The 16505-nt window shown below is 68.5% G+C and carries 16 protein-coding genes and 1 pseudogene; 9 read left to right on the top strand and 8 right to left on the bottom strand.

All coding sequences use genetic code 11. The features are described 5' to 3' along the window. The first annotated feature begins 5 nt into the window (after positions 1 to 5). Entirely contained in the window at positions 6 to 1208 is a 1203-nt protein-coding gene (locus C474_RS20495; protein WP_008390248.1) for an MFS transporter, read from the top strand. Positions 1209 to 1245: 37 nt separating this feature from the next. Here the strand turns inward: C474_RS20495 and C474_RS20500 are convergent, their stop codons facing one another. Continuing rightward, positions 1246 to 2220, bottom strand: coding sequence for an aldo/keto reductase (locus C474_RS20500; protein ID WP_008390250.1), 975 nt, complete (start codon positions 2218 to 2220; stop codon positions 1246 to 1248). A 244-nt stretch (positions 2221 to 2464) separates the two neighbouring features. Here C474_RS20500 and C474_RS20505 point away from each other — a divergent pair, with 244 nt between their 5' ends. The 3 genes from C474_RS20505 (at position 2465) to C474_RS20515 (ending at position 6278) form a co-directional block, all read left to right on the top strand. Further along, on the top strand, positions 2465 to 3574 hold the full coding sequence (locus C474_RS20505; protein ID WP_008390252.1) for a bactofilin family protein: 1110 nt from the start codon (positions 2465 to 2467) through the stop codon (positions 3572 to 3574). Between the two features lie 129 nt (positions 3575 to 3703). After that, positions 3704 to 5401, top strand: a complete 1698-nt coding sequence (locus C474_RS20510) for an acyl-CoA synthetase (RefSeq protein WP_008390254.1) — start codon at positions 3704 to 3706, stop codon at positions 5399 to 5401. A 79-nt stretch (positions 5402 to 5480) separates the two neighbouring features. Beyond that, positions 5481 to 6278, top strand: a complete 798-nt coding sequence (locus C474_RS20515) for a creatininase family protein (protein ID WP_008390255.1) — start codon at positions 5481 to 5483, stop codon at positions 6276 to 6278. A gap of 247 nt (positions 6279 to 6525) precedes the next feature. On the opposite strand, the gene C474_RS20520 is transcribed toward C474_RS20515, so the two are convergent. Both C474_RS20520 and C474_RS20525 read right to left on the bottom strand, forming a co-directional pair. After that, positions 6526 to 6720 carry a cold-shock protein gene (locus tag C474_RS20520; protein WP_008390256.1) on the bottom strand — a complete coding sequence of 65 codons (195 nt, stop codon included), beginning with the start codon at positions 6718 to 6720 and terminating at the stop codon, positions 6526 to 6528. Between the two features lie 63 nt (positions 6721 to 6783). Then, positions 6784 to 7179, bottom strand: coding sequence for a CopG family ribbon-helix-helix protein (locus tag C474_RS20525; RefSeq protein WP_008390257.1), 396 nt, complete (start codon positions 7177 to 7179; stop codon positions 6784 to 6786). 113 nt (positions 7180 to 7292) lie between these two features. On the opposite strand from C474_RS20525, the gene C474_RS20530 reads away from it, so the two are divergent. Continuing rightward, positions 7293 to 8153, top strand: coding sequence for a hypothetical protein (locus C474_RS20530; protein ID WP_008390258.1), 861 nt, complete (start codon positions 7293 to 7295; stop codon positions 8151 to 8153). 4 nt (positions 8154 to 8157) lie between these two features. Here C474_RS20530 and C474_RS20535 read toward each other — a convergent pair whose 3' ends face one another. Next, positions 8158 to 8736 (bottom strand): peroxidase-related enzyme, encoded by a 579-nt coding sequence (locus tag C474_RS20535; protein ID WP_193363669.1) that lies wholly within the window; start codon positions 8734 to 8736, stop codon positions 8158 to 8160. Between the two features lie 147 nt (positions 8737 to 8883). On the opposite strand from C474_RS20535, the gene C474_RS20540 reads away from it, so the two are divergent. After that, on the top strand, positions 8884 to 9753 hold the full coding sequence (locus C474_RS20540; RefSeq protein ID WP_008390260.1) for a universal stress protein: 870 nt from the start codon (positions 8884 to 8886) through the stop codon (positions 9751 to 9753). A 27-nt stretch (positions 9754 to 9780) separates the two neighbouring features. Here C474_RS20540 and C474_RS20545 read toward each other — a convergent pair whose 3' ends face one another. Beyond that, positions 9781 to 10293, bottom strand: a complete 513-nt coding sequence (locus tag C474_RS20545; protein ID WP_049917225.1) for a metal-dependent hydrolase — start codon at positions 10291 to 10293, stop codon at positions 9781 to 9783. A gap of 122 nt (positions 10294 to 10415) precedes the next feature. Here C474_RS20545 and C474_RS20550 point away from each other — a divergent pair. Together C474_RS20550 and C474_RS20555 are read left to right on the top strand one after the other, a co-directional pair. Then, a pseudogene (locus C474_RS20550) lies at positions 10416 to 11704 on the top strand (mechanosensitive ion channel family protein). Between the two features lie 24 nt (positions 11705 to 11728). Then, the gene (locus tag C474_RS20555; RefSeq protein WP_008390262.1) at positions 11729 to 11962 is read left to right on the top strand and encodes a hypothetical protein; all 234 of its coding nucleotides are present in this window, start codon (positions 11729 to 11731) and stop codon (positions 11960 to 11962) included. A gap of 4 nt (positions 11963 to 11966) precedes the next feature. Here the strand turns inward: C474_RS20555 and C474_RS20560 are convergent, their stop codons facing one another. Next, the gene (locus C474_RS20560) at positions 11967 to 12770 is read right to left on the bottom strand and encodes an aldo/keto reductase (RefSeq protein WP_008390263.1); all 804 of its coding nucleotides are present in this window, start codon (positions 12768 to 12770) and stop codon (positions 11967 to 11969) included. A 102-nt stretch (positions 12771 to 12872) separates the two neighbouring features. After that, positions 12873 to 14450, bottom strand: coding sequence for a uracil-xanthine permease family protein (locus C474_RS20565; RefSeq protein ID WP_008390264.1), 1578 nt, complete (start codon positions 14448 to 14450; stop codon positions 12873 to 12875). Between the two features lie 129 nt (positions 14451 to 14579). Here C474_RS20565 and C474_RS20570 point away from each other — a divergent pair, with 129 nt between their 5' ends. Further along, the gene (locus tag C474_RS20570; protein WP_008390267.1) at positions 14580 to 15914 is read left to right on the top strand and encodes an MFS transporter; all 1335 of its coding nucleotides are present in this window, start codon (positions 14580 to 14582) and stop codon (positions 15912 to 15914) included. A gap of 54 nt (positions 15915 to 15968) precedes the next feature. Here the strand turns inward: C474_RS20570 and C474_RS20575 are convergent, their stop codons facing one another. Then, positions 15969 to 16445 carry a chemotaxis protein CheW gene (locus C474_RS20575; protein ID WP_008390268.1) on the bottom strand — a complete coding sequence of 159 codons (477 nt, stop codon included), beginning with the start codon at positions 16443 to 16445 and terminating at the stop codon, positions 15969 to 15971. Positions 16446 to 16505: the final 60 nt, after the last annotated feature.

The following is a 16505-nucleotide window of genomic DNA, read 5'->3' on the forward strand; positions in this document are numbered from 1 at the left end:
GAGGTATGGACAGGCGGACCGAGCGCAGGCGACTCGCGCTCGCGGTCTGGACGGTACTGGTGTCTCAGGTGCTCCTCTATCCCGGCCTTTCCGACCTCGTGGAGGCGTTCGGCGTCCAGAACACCACCGGAACGCGGACGCTGTTCCTCGTCGCCGAGTACGCCGCCTTCGTCACCTTCGCCGGCGTCTGGGGCGCGGTGAGCGACTCGCTCGGCCGCCGCCGCCCGCTCATCGTCGCGGGCGCTCTCGGCGGCGCCCTCGGCTACCTCGCCCTCGCTGCCGTCCCGTCGCTCGGCCTCCCGTTCGCCGCCGTCCTCGCCGTCCGCCTCGTCGGCGGCGCGGCGACTATCGGCGCGTTCTCGCTGTCGATGACGGCGCTGGCGGACCTCTCCTCGGACAACGGGCAGAACATGGGCGCGGCCGGCATCGCTATCGGCTTCGGCGCGGCACTCGGGTCCGTCGCCGGCGGCTTCCTCACCGACGTCGACCCGCTGTACCCGCTGTACGGCGCGGCGGTGCTCCTGACCGCCGCCGCGGTTCTCGCCGCCACGGTCCCCGACCGAACGCCGGACGGCGTCCGCGTCCGCCTCGGCGCCGCCCTCGGACGCCTCCGCGCGCGCCCGCAACTCGCCGTCCCCTACGCCTTCGGCTTCATCGACCGGATGACGGCCGGGTTCTTCGCGCTGGTCGGCGTCGCGTACTTCCGCGAGACGTTCGGCCTCGACGCCTCGCTGGCGGGGATGGCGCTGTTCGCCTTCTTCTTCCCGTTCGCCCTCCTGCAGTACCCGTTCGGGATGCTCTCGGACCGGGTGGGGCGGTTCGTCCCCGTCGTCGCCGGGTCCGTCTGCTTCGGCCTCTCCATCGTCGCCGTCGGCCTCGCACCGTCGCTCGCCGTCGCCGTCACTCTGATGGTGCTCGTCGGCGTCTTCGGCGCCCTCGTCTCCCCGGCGACGATGGCGCTCGTGACGGACGTGGCCTCGCCCGAGGAACGAGGGGCGGCGCTGGGCGGGTTCAACGTCTTCGGAAGCCTGGGATTCCTCGCGGGGTTCGTCGTCGGCGGCGTCGCCAGTTCCACCGCGGGCTATCTCGCCGCGTTCGTCGTCGTCGGTCTCTCTGAAGTGGCTATCGCCCTCGTCGCCGGTCGAGCGGTGAAACGCCTCTCCTCGGGCGGGTTCGGCGCGGGGTTCGTCGAATCGGCGGGCGACTGAAGAAAGGGAGCGACGGCGACAGCGCCGACGGGCAGCACTACTCGTGCCCGCTGACGCGGACCGGTTCGTAGGGCTCTTCGAGGTACTCCATCTCCGACTCGGAGAGGTCGATGTCGAGGGCCTCGACGGCGTCTTCGAGGTGTTCGATGCTCGTCGTTCCGACGATGGGCGCGTCGACCCAGTCCTTGTGGAACAGCCACGCGAGGCCGATCTGAGCCATCTTCACGCCCTTCTCGTCGGCTAACTCCTGGATGTGTTCGTTCACCGCCTCGCCGCCGCCCTCCAGGTAGGGGTGCTCGTGCGCGTAATCGTCCGTCTCGCCGCGCGTGGTCGACCGCGCCTCCTCGTGCGGGCGGGCGGCGACGCCGCGCGCCAGCGGACTCCACGGGACGACACCGACGTTCTTCTTCTCGCAGAGCGGCAGCATCTCGCGCTCCTCCTCGCGGTAGAGGAGGTTGTAGTGGTTCTGCATCGTCGCGAAGCGCTCCAGTCCCAGCGACTCGGAGGCGTGGAGAGCGTCGGCGAACTGGTGGGCCCACATCGACGACGCGCCGACGTACCGGGTCTTTCCCCGACGGACGGCGTCGTCCAACGCGCGCAGCGTCGTCTCCATCGGCGTCTCGGGGTCGTTGCGGTGAATCTGCAGGAGGTCGACGGTGTCCATCCCGAGTCGGTCCAGCGAGTTGTCCAACTCCTGTTCGATGGCCTTCCGCGAGAGGCCGCCGGAGTTCGGGTCTTCCTCGTCCATCTGGAAGAACACCTTCGTCGCCACGACGGCCTCCTCGCGGCGGCCCTCCAACGCCTCGCCGAGGACGCGTTCGGACTCGCCCCGCGAGTACATGTTCGCGGTGTCGAAGAAGTTGATGCCGAGTTCGATGGCCCGGTCCACCAATTCCTTGCCCTCCTCCTCGTCTAACACCCACTCGCGCCAGTCGCTCGTCCCGAAACTCATGCAGCCGAGACAGATTTTGGACACTTCCATCCCGGTGTCGCCGAGCGTCGTGTACTCCATGTCATCGCTAGCCACGACCGCGCGGCGGAAAAACCCACGCGAGGCGGTGGGGACGGCCGGGTTCTCCGCCGCGAGCACTCGCCGCTCGCGGGATTGGCTGCGCTACGAGATTCTCACGATACAGGGCATCACACCCCCTTTATCTCCAGATGCGTCGTACTATCAACCGTGAGCGAACCGGCCCGGTGGGGGCCGTAGGCTCCGCGCGAACCGGTCCGCGAGAGCGTTCGCTCGGGTGTCAATCATGTCCATCACGTCCACTTCGTCGGTACGCAGGTCGCTCGCCGTCCTCGTCGCGCTACTCGTCTTCACGGGGAGCGCCGTCGGCGTCGCGAGCGCACAGGAAGCCCCCTTCGGCGGCGCTATCGTCGTCGCCGAGGGCGAAACGCACGTCGGAACGCTCGAAGCCGTCGGCGGCACCGTCGTCGTCGCCGGCACCGTCGACGGCGACGTAGAGGCCCTCGCGGGCAACGTCGTCGTCACCGAGACGGGCCGCGTCACCGGCGACGTGAGCGCCGCCGCCGGGTCCGTCACGATAGACGGGACCGTCGACGGCGACGTGCAGGCGGCGAGCGGAACGCTCCTCGTCGGCGCGTCGGCCGTCGTCGTCGGCAACCTCGAAGCCGGCGCGGGCGACGTCAGACTCGACGGCACCGTCGACGGCGACGTGACCGTCGGCGCCGACACGTTCCTCGTCGGGAGCACCGCCGTCGTCGGCGGGAGCATCACGTACGACGCCGAGACGTTCGCCGTCGCCGACGGCGCGTCCGTCGCCGGGACCGTCACCCGCGACGAGAACCTCGTGACGGCGACGCCCGTCGTCGGCGATTTCGAGGGGTTCGTCGTCCCAGATAGCGTCGTCGCCGTCTACTGGTTGCTCGTCAACCTCGCCCTCGGCGCCGTCCTCCTCGCGGTCGCTCCCCGGTTCGCCGCGCGCGTGACGAGCGTCGGGACGAAGCGGGCGGTCAGAAGCGGCGGCGTCGGCCTCCTCGCACTGGTCGGCGTCCCCGTGGCGCTGGTGCTGACGCTGCTGACCGTCGTCGGCATCCCGCTGTCGATAGCGGGGTTTGTCCTGTTCGCCCTCGTGCTGTGGGTGACCTCCGTGTACGGCGCGCTCGTCCTCGGAACGTGGCTGCTGTCGCTCGGCGGGTACGAGAACCGCTGGGCCGCCCTCGCGGCGGGCCTGTTCCTCGTGACCCTCGTCGGGGTCGTCCCGTTCGCGGGCGGCGTCCTCCAGTTCCTCGTCCTCCTCGTCGGTCTCGGGGCGTTCGCCCTGGCGCTCCGCGGCGAGGGCGGCGAGGAGGGCGGCGATTCGACCGGTACCGTCGGCGGGGACGAGACCCCGACGGTCTGAGTCGCCGGTCGGTCCTCGTTTCCCGCCCGCGTGGGGCGGGTCGTTCATCGCCATCGAAATCCGTCTCCGGACCGTGTCGCCGCCGTCCGGGACCCAAATAATTATTCAGTACGTTCGTGATTGGTGTGCATGGCACTCTCATACGACGACGCCGTCGGCGAGTTCGAGTGGGACGTACCCGAGGACTACTCCCTCCCGGCGGTCGTGGAGTCGCACGCGGCGTCGTTCGGCGACCGGGTGGCCCTCCGCTTCCGGAACGCCGACGGCGCGCGCGAGGAACGGACGTACGCCGACCTGCGGGACGGGATGAACCGCTTCGCGAACGCGCTGGCCGAGATGGGCGTCGGGAAGGGCGACCGGGTGATGCACCTCGTCCCGCGGCACCCGGACGTGTTCGCGGTGCAACTCGGCGCGTTGAAGCGCGGCGCCCTCCTCGTCTCCTGTTCGTCGATGCTGAAGCCCAAGGATATCGCCTACCGCGCGAACGACTGCGGGGCGTCCGCCGTCGTCGCCCACGAGTCGCTGACGGGGATGGTCGACGCGGTGCGCGGCGAGACGCCGCTCGAACGGTTCGTCCGCCTCGGCGACGGAACGGGCGGAGACGACGACGGCGGCGAGGACGGGAGCGACGCCGACACCGGCGACTGGCGGTCGTTCGCCTCCCTCGTCGAAGGGCGGGAGACGACGCACGATGGCCCGGAACTCGGCGCGTCGGACCCGATGTCCATCAACTACACCTCGGGAACCACGGGACAACCCAAGCCCGTGGTGCACCGCCACCGGTGGATGCGCTGTTTCGAACTCGTGAACGCGCCGTACTGGTGGGGAGTCACCGCCGACGGCACCGTCCCGCCCGGCGAGACGGAAGAGCCCGCGGACTTGGACGAGGAACTGCTGTGGGCAACGACGGGAACCGGGTGGGCGAAGTGGTTCTGGAGTCCTGTCGGCGTCGGCCTCACGACGGGCGCGACGCAGTTGCTCTACGACGGCGAGTTCGACCCCGAGGCGTTCCTCTCGGTCATGGAGGAGGAGGGCGTCACGCGCCTGTGCGCCGTGCCGACGCAGTACCGGATGTTCTCGCAGGTCGACCTCTCGGAGTACGACATCGACCTGCGCGCGGCGCTCTCGGCGGGCGAACCGCTGAACCGCGAACCCATCGAGGCCGTCGAGTCCGCGTTCGGCGTCACCCCGCGCGACGGGTACGGCCAGACGGAGACGGTGGCCCTCGTGACGAACTACCCCGGCGTCGAGGTCAAACCGGGGAGCATGGGCCGGCCGACGCCCGGCCTCGGGACGACGATAATCGGCGAGGACGAGGAGGAACTCGGACCGGGCGAGATAGGCGAGATAGCGGTCCCCGTCGGCTGTCCGGGCATCTTCGACGGCTACTACCAGCGCGACGACTTGGACCGTTCGACGTTCTCCGGGGAGTTCTACCGCACGGGCGATTTGGCCTCCCGCGACGAGGACGGGTTCTTCTTCTTCGAGGGCCGCGCCGACGACATCATCATCTCGGCGGGCTACCGAATCGGGCCGTTCGAGGTGGAGGACGCCCTCGTCTCCCATCCGGCCGTCGCGGAGGCGGCCGCCGTCGCCTCCCCGCACGAGGAACGCGGCGACGTGGTGAAGGCGTACGTCGTCCTCGGAGAGGGGTACGAGGGCTCCGAGGACCTCGCAGGGGAGATACAGGAGTTCATGAAGGAGGAGACGGCGCCGTACAAATACCCGCGACGGGTCGAGTTCGTCGACGAACTGCCGAAGACGTCCTCGGGGAAGATACGCCGCATCGAACTGCGGCGGATGGAGGAGGAGACGTTCGGGCAGTAGCCGGCATCGGGTATCGAAACCCCGACAGCCGCGCCGACTCACGTACTTTCTTCTCCCTTCTCACAGTCTCTCCGAGTAGATGTACGTCGCAGACCAGACGTGGCCCGAACTCGGGGAGTACGTGGCCGAGGAGTCCGTCGCGCTCGTTCCGCTCGGTTCGACCGAACAGCACGGCCCGCACCTACCGCTCGCCACCGACCACCTCATCGGCGAATCGCTCGCGCGGGAGGCGGCCGACCGGACGGACGTGCTCTGCACGCCGACGGTGAACGTCGGCGTCAGCCCCCACCACCGACAGTTCCACGGGACGATGTGGGTCGACCCGCCGCAGTTCCGCGACTACGTGGAGTCGATGACGCGCAACCTCGCGTACCACGGCGTCGACCGCGTGGTGTACGTGAACGCCCACGGCGGCAACGTCCAGCATCTGCGCGAGGTGGGCCGCCGACTCCGCGACGACGGGACGATGTACGCCATCGAGTGGATGTGGGACGAGTCCATCCCGGACCTCGTCGACGAGGTGTTCGAGCGCAACGGCCCGCACGCCGGCCCGAAGGAGACGGCGATGATCATGCACGTCGCGGGCGAACTCGTCCGCGAGGACCGACTCGAGGACGCCCGCGACGGCGGCCGCGTCGACCTCGACGACTCGCCGAACTACATGACGCACGGCGCACGCACCTTCTTCGACGCCCTCGAGAACTCCCCGAACGGCGCGTTCGGCGACCAGACGGGCGCGACACCGGAGAAGGGCGAACGGCTGTTCGAGGCGGCGACCGAGCAGTTGGTCAACCTCGTCGAGTGGCTCGACGCGCGCGAGTTCGAGGACCTGATGGCGCCCGCACACGTCGACCCCCAACCCGGCAGTCGGCGGTAGGGAACTCCGGGCGGCGGGTCCGCTCCGGGCCAGAACGGCGCTCCGTCCGCCTCGGCGACCAACACGACGGCCGCGTTCGCCAGCGATACGCTCAGGTACGCGGCACCTAGACGAAGAGCGACCGCGCTCGACTTCGCGGGCGCGTCCTCGAATCCGAGCGCGGTCGCTCGCGGCGGGTAAAAATACCGAGAATCGTGATGAGAATCGACGTGACCGCCGACCGCAGTACCGCTACCGTGTTGCGTTCTTACAGGCGCTGAAGATTCGTCGCGCGGGGACCTTTGTCCGCCTGCTCGATGTCGAATTCGACTTCTTGACCCTCTTCGAGGTCCGGACCGCCGACGTCTTCCATGTGGAAGAACACGTCTTCGTCCGCATCGTCGCTTTCGATAAATCCGTAACCGCCAGTGTCGTTAAAGAACGCAACCTTACCTTTCGCCATTGCGAGTTGACAGTGGTCGACCGAGTTCATAAGGCTTCCGCAGTTGGTTCGCGCACCTGAGAGTCAGGTACCGGACAGAGTCAGCGAGAGAACCGAGACGCGGCGGACGGCGTCGAAGTCGCGCAGGCGGTAGACGAGTCGGCGCACGCGTTCGGCCGGCCCGTCGCAGAACGCCACCTCGAAGCACCAGTGACCGTGGTGGGTGTGGCTCGTCGCCTCGATGACGTCCTCGAAGTCGTGCTGGACGGTGTGGAGTTCCCGGATGACCGCCTCGTGTTCGTAGTCGAACGCGACGACGGCCGCGATGTCCCCCTCGGCCTCCTCTAGTCGCGTGTGCGATTCGACGTACTCCAGCATCGCCTCGCGTATCGCCCGCGAGCGAGAGTCGAGGCCCTCGGCCTCCCACACCGCGTCGAACTCCGCGAGGACGTCGTCGGGGACGTTCAGACTCGTTCGCATGGTCCTCACTCCGCGAGCGACCCGTATGAATCGTCGCATCCGGGCGGCGTTATTACGGAACCCTCGGTTTCGTCTTAACAGCCGTTATACCCGGTCGAGCAGTCCGTCCGACTATGGCGAGCGACCTACTCGGACTGTTCGGCGGCGCGGTCGCACTCGGGGTCGTCCACGGCGTCGAACCGGGTCACGGTTGGCCCATCGCCGCCTCCTACGCGATGGAGAAGAAGAACAAGTGGGTGTCCGGGGCGGCCGCCGGGACGATTCTCGGCGTCGGCCACCTGGTGAGCAGCATCGCCATGGTGCTCGTCTTCTTCGCGGCGAAGTCGTACTTCGACCTGACGCAACTGCCGTGGATATCACAGGTCGCCGGCGTCCTGCTGATTCTACTGGGCCTGAACGAACTCCGCGGCGGCGGGCACGGCCACGACCACGAGGGCAACGGGGACGACGGGGCGGAGCACGGTCATCACGAACCGGACGGTCACCACCATCACCACGAACCGGACGGTCACCACACTCACGACGGTAACGGCGGTCACGACCACGCCGATGGCCGTTCCGAATACCACGGCCACCGTACGGACCACGACCACGGCGAGAAGGGCGTCGTCGCGCGCCTGAAGTCCGCGCTCCCGTTCGTCGGCGATCACTCGCACTCGCATTCTCACGAGTTCGACGGCGACGCCTCGGGGACGACCCTGTGGAGTCTGGCGTGGTTCGCGTTCGTCCTCGGGTTCGCCCACGAGGAGGAGTTCGAGATTCTCCTCCTGTGTACGGGGTCGAACTACTGTCTGGAACTCATGAGCGCGTACGCCCTCGCCGTCGTCGTCGGCATCGTCTCGCTGACGCTGCTGCTCGTCGCGGGCTACTACCGCTACGAGGACCGGGTGGAGTCGCTGGCCCAGCACTTCCCGACTATCTCGGCCGCGATTCTGATCCTGATGGGCCTCGGGTTCCTGTTCGGACTGTTCTAACGACTCACTCCCGCTTCTCGCGCCCGAGCGTGTGGAACTCCTCGTTCGGCCGCATGTCCGCGAACATCGCCATGCGGTTCGAGAGGTTGAACATCGCCGTCACCGAGGCGATGTCCCAGACGGCCTCCTCGGAGTACCCCGCCGCGGTCAGTCGCTCTACGTCCGCCTCGGTCACCTCGCGCGGCGATTCGGTGAGTTTCACGGCGACGTCGAGCATCGCCATGCGCCTCTCGGAGACGTCGGCCTGCCGGTAGTTGGCGACGAGTTGGTCCGCGAGCGTCGGGTCCTTCGCGTAGATGCGGACGAGGGCGCCGTGGGCGACGTTGCAGTAGTAGCAGTGGTTGACGCCCGAGACGGCGACGATTATCATCTCTATCTCCTCGCGGTCGAGGGCGGAGTCCTCGACGAGGGCGTCGTGGTACGCGAAGAACGCGCGGAAGTGGCTCGGCTTGTACGCGAACGCCGAGAAGACGTTCGGCGTGAACCCCGCGCGCTCGGTCTCCTCGTCGATTCGTTCGCGCAGGTCCTCGGGCAGGTCCTCGTAGTCGGGCACCGGGAATCGGGTCATCGCGTCGTCGGCCAGTTCCGTCATACCGGAAACTGTCCCGGTCGACCCTTATACTCTCGCTCGTTCGTCCGATACTGACCTCGCTGTGGTTGTTCCCGTCGGGAGCGACCCGGCCGTCCGGGGAAAAGCGATTAGCCCCCGTCGTACGCATGTAGACTCATCATGTACGAGCGTATACTCGTGCCGGTCGACGGCAGCGAGGGCTCCGAGGAGGTACTGTACCACGCGGGCGAGATGGCCCAGCGGACCGGCGGCGAAGTCACGCTGCTGTTCGTCGCCGATACGAGCAGGGACAGCGTTACCGTCGTCGAGGACGACGTGGTCGACGCCCTCGAACAGGAAGGAAGCGGCGTCGTCGACGACGCCGCCGAGGTACTCGACTCGCTGGGTGTCGGCTACTCGACGGACGTGGTGCAGGGCGACCCGGTTCCCACCATCGTCGACTACGCGGAGCGGTACGACTACGACGCGGTCGTGATGCCGACGCAGGGGAAGGCGGGGCTCTCGAAGCAACTGCTCGGGAGCGTCACGGAGAAGGTCGTCCGCCTCTCGGAGCGGCCGGTCGTCACGGTCCGCACGGGAACCGAGCGGTCGCTGTCGTTCCCCTACGAACGGGTTCTCGTCGCGACTGACGGGAGTTCTGCGGCGACGTACGCGGCCGAGCACGCCGTCGACCTGGCGGCGTCGCTCGACGCGACGCTGCACGTGCTCAGCGTCGTCGACGACTCGCTGCTCGGACTCGACGTGCGCTCGGCGCTCTCGGGGGCCGAAGCGGAGGAGGCCGCCGAAGAGGCCGTCGAGAACGTCGTCATCGCGGCCGAGTCGCGCGACGTCGAGGTCGAGACCCACGTCGAGCACGGGTCGCCGCACGAGGCCATGCTCGACGCCATCGAGTCCTACGACATCGACGCCGTGGTGATGGGGACGACGGGGAAGGGCGCCGTCGACCGCATCCTCCTCGGCAGCGTCGCCGAGAAGACGGTCCGCACCTCACCGGTACCGGTCGTCACCGTCCACAACGCCTCGGAGTGACGCCGGACCGGTGAGCGGGAGAACCCCTCAGACCGCGACGGCCGCGTAAAGCGCGCCCGCGGCGGCGAACACGCCCAGTCCGAACAGCGCGTAGTTGGCGACGGTGTTGTCCGCGCGCCACGCGGAGACGGTGTAGCGGCGACCGGAGAGCGGCCACAGGAAGTTCACGCCCATCGGCGTGAGAGCGTCGCCGAGGAGGTGCGCGAGGACGGTGAGAAAGCCGAGCAGGAACGCGAAGACGGCGAGGCTCCCGCCCGCGAGGGCGACGATTCCGGCGTCGGCGACGCCGATGCCGACGGACGATAGCGCGCGGACGCCGCCGGCGAAGATACCGCCGACGAGGGCCGCGAAGAGCAGCGAGTGCGTCGGGCCGCGGTGCGGGAGGCCGGGGATTTTGTGGTCCGCGTCCGGCAGCATCGTCAGCCACAGCATCGTCGCGCCGACGACGAACGCGAGGTCCGGGCGGCCGAGACGGACGAGGGCGAACCCGACGGGCGCGAAGACGAGGAGCGAGACGCCGCAGTGTCCCTTCCAGTACATACCCTCGCTCTCTCCGGAACTCGGAAAAAGCGATTGGTCGGGCGACCGGTCCGCCTTCACAACCGATCGCCACGAGCGACCGTACGGGAAACTGTTATCTCCCGAGGCGTCCTGTCTCGGTCGTGCTCGGCCCACTCGCGGACGCGCTCGCGGGCCTCTCCGCGGTGGAAGCGACGGTCGCCCTCCTCCTCGTCTCCGTGGTCGCCGCCCTCGCCTTGGAGTTCGTCGTCCTCCGGACGGCCCGCCGCTACGTCGTCCACACCGACAGCGCCTACGACGACATCGTCCTCTCGGAACTACGAGCGCCCCTGGTCGTCACCGCCGCCCTCGCGGGCGTCTTCCTCCTCACGCAGGTGCCGGCCGTGCGGGCGTCGACGGTGTTCCCGTCGGAGACCCTCGACACCTTCTTCGGCCGGCCGTCGATATCGGTCATCGTGGTCGTCTGGGCGTACGCGGCCAACCGCGCGGTGAACCGACTGGTCGAACGGGTGAACGACGAGGGCGGCCGGTTCGACTTCGCGCCCGTGTTCTCGAACGTCTGGACGCTGGTCGTCCTCCTCGGCGGCGCGGCCACCCTGCTGTACGTCTGGGACATCGAGGTGACGCCGCTGCTCGGCGCGGCGGGCGTCGCGGGTATCGCGGTGGGCTTCGCCGCGAAGGACACCGTCGCCAACTTCTTCGGGCGTCGCCGGGCCACGCCTGGCGGCCCGTCAGACGCAGTCTGACGACGGAATCGCGCTGTACTTCGACGACACGTACAAACTCGGCGACTTCATCGTTCTCGACGACGGCACCTCGGGGTCCGTCGTGAAAGTCGGCATCCGCTCGACCACGCTTCTCACCCGGCGAACTGATGGTGACGGTGCCGAACTCGGTGCTCAACGCGGCGAAGATAACGAACGACTCCGCCCCGCAGCGACGGCGGCGCATCCGCGTGCCCCTCTCCGTCGCCTACGGAACCGACCTGGACGACTTCGAGGCGTTGGCCCTCGATGTGGCCGAGGCGGAATCGCTCGTCCTCGACTCGCCGAAGCCGCGGATGCGCTTCCGCCGGTTCGGCGAAAGCGCCCTGGAGTACGAACTGCTCTGCTGGGTGTGCGCGCCCACGCGCCGCCGCGCCCAACACGAACTGAATCGCGCGCTGTATGTGGCGCTGAACGACGCCGAGATAGAGATTCCGTTCCCGAAGCGCGACGTGACGCTGACGACGGCCGCCGCGTCCGCGACGACGGGGGCGTCCGAACCGAGCGACGCCCGGTCGGAGGCGGACGAGCGAGTGGCGACGGACGGCGCGGGTGTGGGCGAAGCGGCGAGTGGATGCGCGGAGGGAGACGCCGACGACGATAACGACGGCGGCGCACACTCGGTGTCGGGGTCGGAGTCGGACGCCGACGCCAGCCCGAAACGGTAACCCCGCGGAGTCCGAATCGCCGGTATGGCCGTGCTGCTACAGACCGTCGTTGCCCGCTTTCTCGATTGGCTCGTCGGGTCGTACGGCCCGTTCGTCATTCCGGTGCTCCTGTTCGCTATCGGCTCTGTCGGCTACCTCGTCCTCGTCGCTGCCGGCCGCGCCGGCATCGCGGACGAACTGGTCGAGACCGACGAGTTGGGGTGGGGGGAGTCGCCGCCCGACAGTCCGAACGACGGCGACGAGAAGTGGCAACGGTGAGCGGTCAGTCCCGGTTCCACGGCCCCATGTCGGGGTCGATGACGCGCCGCCGTTCCTCGATGTCGTCGATGGCCGCCAGGTCCTCCTCGTCCAGTTCCATCTCGGCGGCCGCGAGGTTGTCGGCCACGTGGTCGCCCGAGGACTTCGGGATGGGGACGATGCCGTGTTCGACGGCCCACGCGATGCACACCTCGGCGGTCGAGACGCCGTGCTTTTCGGCCACCTCGGAGAGCACGGGGTGGTCGAGAATCTTCCCCCGTCCGAGCGGCGAGTAGGCGACGAGGTAGTGGTCGTGTTCGTCGGCGTACGCGCGAAGTTCCTCTTGGGGGAGGAGCGGATGGCACTCGACTTGGTGGGCCGCGACGGGGGCGTCCAGAATCTCTCGCGCCTCGTCGAGCAGGTCCGGTTCGAAGTTGCTGAGGCAGACGTGGTCGACGAGGCCCTCCTCGCGCAGTTGGTCGAAGGCGGGAAGCGTCTCCTCGGCGTCGTAGGCATCGGCGGGCCAGTGGACGTACAGCATCTCGACCTTCTCGACGCCGAGTCGATCCAGACTCTCCTTCGCCGTGCGTTCAACGTCCTCGGGCGCGAGATTTCCGGGCTCTATCTTCGTCGCCAGGACGATGTCGTCGCGGTCGACGTCGCTCTCGGCGATGCCCGCGCCGACTTCCGCCTCGTTGTCGTACATCTGCGCCGTGTCGACGAAGCGGTAACCGGCGTCCAACGCCGCGGCGACGTTGTCGGTCCACTCGTCTCCGTCCTCGTCGCCGGAGGTGCCGTACCCTATCTCGGGGAGGTCGAGGTCTGTCACGTCCGGTGCGAAGGACGGGTCGGTGAAAGACGTGTGCGAGGCGGAAAACGGTGTGATGCGAGGCGGAATACGGTGTGGTCCGAGGAGTCGAACGGCGGACGCTCAGTCGCCCTTCGTCCCGCCGCGGACGAAGCGGTCGTACGCGGAGGCGAAGTCCTCGTCGGCCTCGGCGGACTCCTCCCACTCCTCTAAGCCGCGTTCCTCGCGCGTCCCCTCGATGGTGTTGTCGAGGACGAACGCGAACAGGCCGCCGACGGCCATCCCCGTCGACCCGATGACGAAGACGGTGTTCGAGACCACCTGCGCGCCGAGTATCGGACCGAGGTAGGCGACGCCCCGCATCCCCTCCTGGAACGCCCCCGCGGACCCGACGTTCGCCATGTAGGTCGGAACGGCGAGGCCGACGAACAGGGAGACGCCGACGACGAAGATGTTGCGCGAGGAGTCGAGGTCGACGTACTTCAGGTTCGAGAGGCCGACGGCGACTATCTGGCCGAACATGGCGATGTAGAGGCCGCCGACGACCGGGTCGGGGATGGTCGCGACGAGTTGGCCGAAGTAGCCGACGAAGCCGACGACCAGCATGACGGCCGCCCCTATCTGGACGACGTAGCGCGAGGCGACGCCGGTGAGGCCGATAGCGCCGATGTTCTCCGAGTAGGAGGTCGACCCGGACCCGCCCATGAGCGCGGAGAAGACGTTCATGAGGCCCTCCATCCCGATACCGTGGTTGATTCGCTTCTCGGAAGGAGCGCCGATTCCCGAGAGGCGCGCGACGGCGTGGTAGTCGCCGAGGCTCTCGATCATCGACGCGCCGACGCCGGCGAGCATCCCGACGACGAACGCGGAGGTGACCTGCGGGACGCCGAACGCCACCTCGCCGAGGAGGGGGAACGCGACGGTGACGCTGTTCGGCCCGCCGGCGAAGCCCCACTGGAGGGGGTAGATGGGGACGAACGCGGGCGCCGAGAGGACCGTCCCGAAGTCGACGTATCCCGAGGTGTCGGGCGCGTAGACGCCGACGGCCGAGAGGACGGCCGCGATGCCGTAGGCGACGACGATGCCGAGGAGGACGGGGAACAGTCCGAACACGCGGTGGGCGGTGTCGATATACTGCGAGAAGAGGACGATGAGAAGCAGCGTCAGAGCGAGGAGGGGGACGTTGGTCGTCGCCGCGGTGACCTGCGGGGTGTTGAACAGCGAGAGGCCGATGAGGGCGATGGTGGGCGCGATGACGACCGGCGAGAGGAACGAGCGGAGTTTCCCGAGGAGGCCGAAGTAGCCGACGGCGATCTCGGCGAGGGCGGCGACGAGTATCGCCCCCTGCAACTGGAGGAGGGCGGCCTGCCACGCCGGGCCGGCCGGGTCGCTCGCCGTCACGACGCCGACGACGGCCAGTGCGGGCGCCAGCATCGAGAACGGCGCGCCCTGCACGATGGGGTAGCGGTTGCCGAACGTCGTCTGCGCCAGCGTGGCGACACCGGAAATGACGAAGAACGTCCCGACGAAGCGCGGGATAATCTCGGCGGGCATGCCGAGGGCGCCCGCGAGGATGAGCGGAACGGCGATGTTCGCGCCGACCATCGTCAGATAGTGTTGGACGCCGAGGAGAAGAGAGGTGCCGAGCGGTGGTCTGTCTTCGATGCCGTAGGCCACGAAGGAGTCGTCGGACCGACTCACGAGAAATCCCCGTCCATGTTCGTCGTCCTGTCCTCCGTCGACGCACAAATATCCGCCGTTCTGGACCGACGCGCTCCAACGACGTTCCGTATCGGTAACAATTTCACCCACGATTTCGTGCGGTAGTCCGTGAGTCAGACGGGACGGCCGAGCGACGCGTGGTTGTACGGGTGGGCGGCGGGGTACGCCTCGGTGGGCGCGGCGTCGGTGTTGGTTCCGCTGTACGCCATCGACCTCGGGTCGGGCGCATTCCTCGTCAGTCTCATCGCCGCCACCGCGGCGTTCGCGGGCGTCCCCGGGGCGATTCTCTGGGGGAAGGCGGTTTCCCGGACCCAACGACGACGGCCGTTCATCCTCGTCGCCCTCGGATTGACCGGTGCCGTCCTCCTCATCGCACCGTTCCTGTCGTCGCCGTGGACGGTGCTGGTCGCCAACGCCGCCCTCTGGTTCGTCGTCGCCGCCGCCGCGCCAGTGTTGAACCTCGTCGTCGTGGACGGCTACCAGCCGCACGAGTGGTCGGTCCGGTTCGGTAAGCTGAACCAGTATCAGGGCTACGGCTGGCTGGCGGGGCTGGTCGCCGGCGCGGTGTGGTCCGCCCTCGCGGGGTCGGTGTTCGGAATCGCTCCCCTCCCGGCCAAGCGCCTGTTCTTCGTCGCCGCAGGCGTCGTCGCCCTGCTCGGATTCGTCGCGGTGTACGTTCGCTACCCGGAGCGGCCGCGGCTGACGGAGCGACGGTACGTCCGCCTGCTCCGCCGCGTCCAGCACGACGGCCTCGGCGGCGGTCGGTCCACGCGGGCCGTCCCGTTCGGCCCCTCGCGAGTGTACTGGGCGCTCCGCTCGCTCCGACGGACGAGGCGGAGGCCCGAACCCCTGACCGAGCGGTTCTCGGGCGAGCTGACGCGCTACCTCGCGGCGGCGACGCTGTTCTTCGCGGGCTTCGCCGTCTTCTTCGCACCGCTTCCGGCGTTCCTGACGGATGCCGGCTACACCACCGACCACGTGTTCGCGCTGAACGTCGTCTCCGCGGCCGCCTCGGCCGTCGCGTACGCGCCCGTCGGGTCGCTTGCGGCCCGGTTCGACCGCTTTCAGCTACAGACGGGCGCGCTGCTCTCTCGGGTCGTCGTGTTCCCCCTCGTCGCCGTCGTCGGGGGCATTCTCGCCCCGCCGAGCGGACTGCTCGTCGTCGGCGTCCTGTTCGCCGTCATCGGACTCGCGTGGGCGTTCATCGCCGTGACGGCGACGGGAATCGTCGCCGACCTCGCGGCGGAACCGGTGCGGAGCGAGGCGCTCGGCGCGTACACGGCGCTCGGGAGCCTCGGCGGCGGCGTCGGGAGCGCCCTCGGCGGCGTCGTCGCCGGCGGCTTCGGCTACGAGTCCGCGTTCGTGTTCGCCGCCTGCTGCATCGTCGTGGCCGCCGGCGCCGTCGTCCGCGGACGACGGTCGGGGCGGAGCGGCGGGTTCTGAGGTGCGGACGCTGCGCTCGACGCGGAGAGAACGAAACGAAAGCGGGTCGCACGCTCAGGGGGCCGTGGCGGCGCCGACCGGCGAAATCCAGATGACGAGTTCGCCGTCGCGCTTGATGATGCCCTCGATGGAGTCGTCCTTCTCTAAGGGCGGTTCCTCTATCTCCTCTCTCGCGACGCGGACGACCTGGTACACCTCGTCGACCAGCCATCCCACGGCGGCGTCGTCCTCGAACTTGTTGGAGTCGAAGATGATGATGCGCTTCGATTCGCCCTCGCCCGTATCGAGGTTCAGGAGGGCTTTCGGGTTGACGATGGACGTGGTGCGACCGCGAAGGTCCATCACGCCGTCGACGTAGTCGGGCGCGTTCGGGACGGCGGTCAGAGAGCCTTTGTCGACGATCTCCGAGACGTACTCGATGTCGACGCAGTACGTCTCCTCGCCGAGTTTGAACTCGAGTACCTGTATCTCTCGGACGTCGTCGGTCTCGTCGGCGTCGGGCACGGCAGCGGTCTGTGGTTCCTGCGACATAGTGAATCCCCCGTGACGGGTGAGCGTCACCGGCTTACCAGAACTTTCGCGCCAAATCGG

This window comes from Halogeometricum pallidum JCM 14848 (assembly GCF_000337095.1).
Taxonomy (GTDB): Archaea; Halobacteriota; Halobacteria; order Halobacteriales; family Haloferacaceae; genus Halogeometricum; species Halogeometricum pallidum.

Bases quoted from the DNA above. Each gene is read 5' to 3' on its own strand.
- C474_RS20495 (WP_008390248.1), top strand. From the start codon at position 6: ATGGACAGGCGGACCGAGCGCAGGCGACTCGCGCTCGCGGTCTGGACG.
- C474_RS20500 (WP_008390250.1), bottom strand. From the start codon at position 2,220: ATGGAGTACACGACGCTCGGCGACACCGGGATGGAAGTGTCCAAAATC.
- C474_RS20505 (WP_008390252.1), top strand. From the start codon at position 2,465: ATGTCCATCACGTCCACTTCGTCGGTACGCAGGTCGCTCGCCGTCCTC.
- C474_RS20510 (WP_008390254.1), top strand. From the start codon at position 3,704: ATGGCACTCTCATACGACGACGCCGTCGGCGAGTTCGAGTGGGACGTA.
- C474_RS20515 (WP_008390255.1), top strand. From the start codon at position 5,481: ATGTACGTCGCAGACCAGACGTGGCCCGAACTCGGGGAGTACGTGGCC.
- C474_RS20520 (WP_008390256.1), bottom strand. From the start codon at position 6,720: ATGGCGAAAGGTAAGGTTGCGTTCTTTAACGACACTGGCGGTTACGGA.
- C474_RS20525 (WP_008390257.1), bottom strand. From the start codon at position 7,179: ATGCGAACGAGTCTGAACGTCCCCGACGACGTCCTCGCGGAGTTCGAC.
- C474_RS20530 (WP_008390258.1), top strand. From the start codon at position 7,293: ATGGCGAGCGACCTACTCGGACTGTTCGGCGGCGCGGTCGCACTCGGG.
- C474_RS20540 (WP_008390260.1), top strand. From the start codon at position 8,884: ATGTACGAGCGTATACTCGTGCCGGTCGACGGCAGCGAGGGCTCCGAG.
- C474_RS20545 (WP_049917225.1), bottom strand. From the start codon at position 10,293: ATGTACTGGAAGGGACACTGCGGCGTCTCGCTCCTCGTCTTCGCGCCC.
- C474_RS20555 (WP_008390262.1), top strand. From the start codon at position 11,729: ATGGCCGTGCTGCTACAGACCGTCGTTGCCCGCTTTCTCGATTGGCTC.
- C474_RS20575 (WP_008390268.1), bottom strand. From the start codon at position 16,445: ATGTCGCAGGAACCACAGACCGCTGCCGTGCCCGACGCCGACGAGACC.